The organism is Archangium sp., assembly GCF_036388035.1.
In the GTDB taxonomy this organism is placed as follows: Bacteria; Myxococcota; Myxococcia; order Myxococcales; family Myxococcaceae; genus Archangium.
Window position 1 is genome coordinate 1 of the sequence record NZ_DASVSO010000419.1, and the last position, 4,116, is coordinate 4,116.

Here is a 4,116-nt window from a genome sequence, read left to right on the forward strand (position 1 = left end):
CGTAAGTTTGTAAAAGCCGCGCCCTCTTCCACCGCGGAGAGGGCGGTAGGCACGCTCTTCCCGGAGCGCGCCTCCGGCCTTTGACGTGCCTCCCTGCCCGTGGGGCGACAGGATGTCAGAGGTCAGGTGCATCCTGGGCGCATGGGCCAGGAAACCCGTGGGGAGTGGACGAGGCGGCTTGCAGCCGCCGAGGGAGAACCGCATTCTGGGGGCATGCGTGACGAGCGGCCCCGGCGAGATGCACTCGGTGCGGAGTTGGAGAAGCCTCCACACAACGCCATGGGTGAGGTGATTGGCGGCGAGTTGTATGTGAGTCCGCGGCCCACCTCACTCCAGGTGAGGGCGGCTTCTCGGCTTGGCAGTGAGCTGGGGGGGCCGTTTGACCGGGGGCGAGGAGGACCCGGGGGATGGATCCTGCTGGACAAGCCGGAGTTAAACCCAGGGCAGGACATACTGGTGGCCGACCTGGCGGGCTGGCGCCGGGAGCGGATGCCGGAACTGCCGGAGGTGGCGGCCTTCACGCTGACGCCGGATTGGGTCTGTGAGGTGCTCTCTCCCTGCTCGGTCGCGTTTGATCGGGCGCGGAAGATGCCCGTGTATGCACGCGAGGGCGTGAAGCATCTGTGGCTCGTGAGTCCCGAGCTGCGCCTGCTGGAAGTCTATCGTCTGCAGAACGGTCGCTGGTCGGTGCTCGGTGCGCACGTCGGCACGGTGACGGTGCATGCCGAACCGTTCGAGGCGCTTGCCCTGGAACTGGGCGCGCTTTGGGAGCGCTGACATGGCCGGGCGGGTTCCCGAAGGGAGACCGGAGGGCAGTTCTCCTCCCGCGCTGCTTGATGCGGCCAACGCCGGACCACATGCTGCCCACATGGCTGACAAGCCGCCCCGGCGCGAAGCGACATACGAGGACCTGGAGGAGGTTGCACCCAATGGTGTGGGCGAGATCATCGGCGGCGAGCTGTATGTCAGCCCTCGGCCGAGACCGAGGCATGCCCGCGCGACCGTTCGGATCATCAGAGCCCTGGGACCGTTCGAGCAGGATCCAGGCGAGGAGGGGCCTGGGGGTTGGGTGTTGCTCGTCGAGCCTGAATTGCATCTGGGAGATGAAGCCCTGGTGCCGGACCTGGCCGGATGGCGCCGCGAGCGCATGCCCGAGCTGCCGGAGGAAGTGGGAATCGAGCTCGCGCCGGACTGGGTGTGCGAGGTGCTCTCTCCCTCCACGGCCGCGCTCGACCGCAGCCGGAAGATGGGCTCCTACGCACGCGAGGGCGTGAAGCACCTGTGGCTCGTGGATCCGGCGGTACAGTCGCTGGAGGTGTACCGCCTGGAGACGGGTCAATGGGTGTTGCTGGGCACCCATGAGGGGGCGGTCAAGGTGCATGCCGAGCCCTTCCAGGCGCTCGCCCTGGAGTTGGGTCGCCTCTGGAGGCGTTGATCAGGGCAGCTTCGGCCGGATGGGGCGCGGGGCGTCCGGGTTGACGTCGAGCAGGCGCACGCCGTCCCCCTCCCGCACCGTGCCTCCGCGCAGCACCTTGGCGAGCTGCCCCCGTTGACCCCAGGACTCCTTCAACAGGCCCGGGCGGAGGCGCTCGAGCTTCGAGCAGGGCACGCAGGGCTCGGTCAGCTCCACCACCACCTCCGTGCCCAGCGCCAGGCGCTGCCCCGCCGGGAGGGACTCCAGCGACAGGCCGGAGATGACGACGTTCTCCTTCAGGGCGCCCACCCCGAGCCGCAGGGCGGCGTGGGAGGCCTCGTCCAGCAGCAGGAGCTGCCGCTTGCCATTCGGCTTCTTCTTCCCATGGCGGTCGCCCACGAAGCCGCGGCCTTCGAGGGCCTGGGCCTCGGGGACGCGCTTCATGGGAGTTCCCCGCTCCTGGGCGAGCAGGAGTGCGCGGATGGTGCCGTTGGGAGTGTCCACTTCCAGAATCCTGTCCCTCGACTCATCCCACCGCAAGACGCATGCGGGGAGGGCTCGGCGCGCGGGAGCCGGGGCCGTGCTATCGCACCCGCCGAGGAGGCAGCCACGTGAGCAACCAGAACGTTCGCATCGAGAAGGACACGTTCGGTCCCATCGAGGTCCCGGCCGATCGCCTGTGGGGCGCGCAGACGCAGCGCAGCCGTCAGAACTTCGCCATCTCCACCGAGCGCATGCCCCTGGCCCTCATCCGCGCCCTGGTGCTGGTGAAGAAGGCGGCCGCCGTCGCCAACATGGAGAACGGCACGCTCCCCAAGGACAAGGGCGAGGCCCTCGTGAAGGCCGCCAACGAGGTGCTCGACGGCCAGCACGACGAGGAGTTCCCCCTGCTGGTGTGGCAGACGGGCAGCGGCACGCAGACGAACATGAACGTCAATGAGGTGCTGGCCAACCGGGCCTCGGAGCTGCTGGGGGGCGAGCGCGGCGAGGGCCGAAAGGTGCACCCCAACGACGACGTCAACAAGGGGCAGAGCTCCAACGACGTCTTCCCCACCGCCATGAGCGTGGCCGCGGCGGAGGCCGTGGTGCGTGACGTGCTCCCCGAGCTGCGGGCCCTGCGTGACGTGCTCGCGGAGCGGGCGGAGAAGTTCCGGGACATCGTGAAGGTGGGCCGCACGCACCTGCAGGACGCCACCCCGCTGACGCTGGGCCAGGAGTTCAGCGGCTACGTGGCGCAGCTGGAGCATGCGCGCAAGCACCTCGAGCTCACCCTGCCGCACCTGTCGGAGCTGGCGCTCGGGGGCACCGCGGTGGGCACCGGCCTCAACGCGCCCAAGGGCTTCGCCGAGCGCGTGGCGCAGGAGCTCGCCCGCCTCACGGGGCACCCCTTCGTCACCGCGCCCAACAAGTTCGAGGCGCTCGGGGCCAATGACGCGCTGGTGCAGGCCCATGGCGCGCTCAAGGGCCTGGCCGCCGTGCTCTTCAAGGTGGCCAATGACGTACGGTGGCTGGCCTCGGGGCCGCGCTCGGGCATCGGCGAAATCACCATCCCGGAGAACGAGCCGGGCAGCTCCATCATGCCGGGCAAGGTGAACCCCACGCAGTCCGAGGCCATGACGATGCTGTGCGCGCAGGTGATGGGCAACGACGTGGCCGTCTCGCTCGGCGGGGCCTCCGGCAACTTCGAGCTGAACGTCTTCAAGCCGCTGCTCATCCACAACTTCCTGCAGAGCTGCCGGCTGCTGGCCGACGGCATGCGCAGCTTCCGGCTCCACTGCGCGGTGGGCATCGAGCCGAACCTGCCGCGCCTCAAGGAGAACCTGGAGCGCTCGCTGATGCTCGTCACCGCGCTCAACCCGCATATTGGTTACGACAACGCGGCGAAGATCGCCAAGAAGGCGCACAAGGAGGGCAAGACGCTCAAGGAGGTCGCGGTGGAGCTGGGGCTGCTCACCCCCGAGCAATTCGACCAGTGGGTGCGCCCGGAGAAGATGATCGGCAACCTGTAGGCCCGGACTGGAAAAGGGCCGAGCGCGAGGAGGAGTGCGAGCTCCTCCCCGCGCGCCGCGGCTACTCCCTGAGTCGCGTGGACGCCAGCACTCCGAGCGGGTTCGTCGGAGTGCCTGGACCGAGCGTGGCGGTGGTCGCGGCCTTCACGGTGTGGTTGCGCACCCGGATCTCGTTGTCGAAGTGGCCGCTCTTGAGCGACACCTTGCCGAGGTCATCGGTGGCGGGCGCATCGGAGCGGAAGGCGAAGCGATCGGCCAGGAGCACCTCGCTGCCGCCCTGGGGTGTCACCCAGACGCTGTATGTCTTCGCGCTCAGGTCCACCCGCATGCGCACGTGGTACGTCGTGTGGGCCTCGTAGGGCAGGCTGACGAGCGCGGCATAGCCACCCCCCCGGCGCACGTCGAAGAAGCCGCTCGGGTTGAGGCGCAGGCTCATGGCGAGGCTGGAGTAGGAGGTGACAGTGGTGGAGGTGTCCGCGTAGCCCACGACGGTGTCGATGAGCTTGCTGAGCGGAGTGATGTCGAACTCGGCCACCCGCACGCCCGTGTTGCCCGTACCCAGGCCATGCAGGCTCCTGGGGAAGTCGAGCGTGGAGTACCAGCCGCCCGCGGACTGCAGCTTGAAGCGCACGAGCGCCTCGACGAAGTAGTAGTCCCCGTAGATGAGGCTCTTGTCGATGTCCTCCCCCGAGG

The 4,116-nt window shown here is 68.7% G+C and carries 4 protein-coding genes and 1 pseudogene; 3 read left to right on the forward strand and 2 right to left on the reverse strand.

Translation table 11 applies throughout. The features are described from left to right. The first annotated feature begins 279 nt into the window (after positions 1 to 279). Complete coding sequence (locus tag VF697_RS16880; RefSeq protein WP_331096204.1) at positions 280 to 777, forward strand: Uma2 family endonuclease; 498 nt, start codon at positions 280 to 282, stop codon at positions 775 to 777. Positions 778 to 868: 91 nt separating this feature from the next. Further along, positions 869 to 1,435, forward strand: a complete 567-nt coding sequence (locus tag VF697_RS16885; RefSeq protein ID WP_331096206.1) for a Uma2 family endonuclease — start codon at positions 869 to 871, stop codon at positions 1,433 to 1,435. Here VF697_RS16885 and VF697_RS16890 read toward each other — a convergent pair whose 3' ends face one another. Then, a complete protein-coding gene (locus tag VF697_RS16890) occupies positions 1,436 to 1,918 on the reverse strand; it encodes an MOSC domain-containing protein (RefSeq protein WP_331096208.1) in 483 nt (160 codons plus the stop codon). It abuts the gene before it with no gap. 107 nt (positions 1,919 to 2,025) lie between these two features. Here VF697_RS16890 and fumC point away from each other — a divergent pair, with 107 nt between their 5' ends. Continuing rightward, the gene (gene fumC, locus VF697_RS16895; protein ID WP_331096211.1) at positions 2,026 to 3,423 is read left to right on the forward strand and encodes a class II fumarate hydratase; all 1,398 of its coding nucleotides are present in this window, start codon (positions 2,026 to 2,028) and stop codon (positions 3,421 to 3,423) included. Positions 3,424 to 3,484: 61 nt separating this feature from the next. Here the strand turns inward: fumC and VF697_RS16900 are convergent. After that, a pseudogene (locus VF697_RS16900) lies at positions 3,485 to 4,116 on the reverse strand (glucuronyl hydrolase); the annotation flags it as partial.

Coding starts and splice junctions, on each gene's coding strand:
- VF697_RS16880 (WP_331096204.1), top strand. CDS start 280: ATGGGTGAGGTGATTGGCGGCGAGTTGTATGTGAGTCCGCGGCCCACC.
- VF697_RS16885 (WP_331096206.1), top strand. CDS start 869: ATGGCTGACAAGCCGCCCCGGCGCGAAGCGACATACGAGGACCTGGAG.